Source organism: Bartonella sp. AA83SXKL (genome assembly GCF_042196965.1).
Classification (GTDB): Bacteria; Pseudomonadota; Alphaproteobacteria; order Rhizobiales; family Rhizobiaceae; genus Bartonella.
Window position 1 is genome coordinate 312 of the sequence record NZ_JBHIRG010000257.1, and the last position, 319, is coordinate 630.

The window sequence follows — 319 nt, forward strand, 5'->3', positions numbered from 1 at the left end:
CACAACTGTCAGTTTCATTGATATTTATTTTCATACCTGTCATCTGAGCGAGTAACATTGTGTAATAAAACTGGATAACATGTGCATCGATAAATTCTTCTTGAATTTCCCCATTATATAGCGCAATAAAATGAGAAGGAATACGGAGAGTTTTACCGCAAATCTCAAACCGAAAAGAATGTTGATTCTCACCCTGCACAATCATAACAACGATTTCACCCCCACGCGAAACTGTTGCATTTGCAATTAATAACAAATTAAGCAAAAGTTTGACTTCATTTTTGGGTAAAAGCAAAGCAGGAATTTGCCATTTTAAAGT

1 protein-coding gene is annotated in these 319 nt (G+C 34.8%); it reads right to left on the reverse strand.

Annotated elements, in window-relative coordinates:
• A partial coding sequence (locus ACFINO_RS10975; RefSeq protein WP_375655883.1) for a histidine phosphotransferase family protein occupies nt 1-319 on the reverse strand: 319 nt, incomplete at both ends.